Origin of the sequence: Pseudoselenomonas ruminis (assembly GCF_008271295.1) — a bacterium.
GTDB classification, from domain to species: domain Bacteria; phylum Bacillota; class Negativicutes; order Selenomonadales; family Selenomonadaceae; genus Selenomonas_A; species Selenomonas_A ruminis.
The window spans coordinates 1-311 of the sequence record NZ_VTOY01000049.1; the positions used below are offsets into that span (position 1 = coordinate 1).

General features: G+C 48.6%; 1 rRNA gene. It reads left to right on the forward strand.

The features are described from left to right. Positions 1-102 precede the first annotated feature (102 nt). Positions 103-311, forward strand: a 16S ribosomal RNA gene (locus tag FZ040_RS13880); the annotation flags it as partial.

Sequence of the window (311 nt, forward strand, 5' to 3'; positions counted from 1 at the left end):
GCAGATTTTCAACACTGAATGCTTGAAGGCGATGCTTTCGAGCGTCGTGATGGCGAAGCCATCACCACACTTATATAAAGTGATTAACATAAGTGATGGGTGGTCGAGCATTGAGTGTTGAAAAGATGCCGAGTGGCAAACGGGTGAGTAACGCGTAGACAACCTGCCGCAAAGATGGGGACAACAGTCCGAAAGGACTGCTAATACCGAATGTTGTGCAACTTCCGCATGGGAGATGCATTAAAGATGGCCTCTACTTGTAAGCTATCGCTTTGCGATGGGTCTGCGTCTGATTAGCTAGTTGGTGGGGC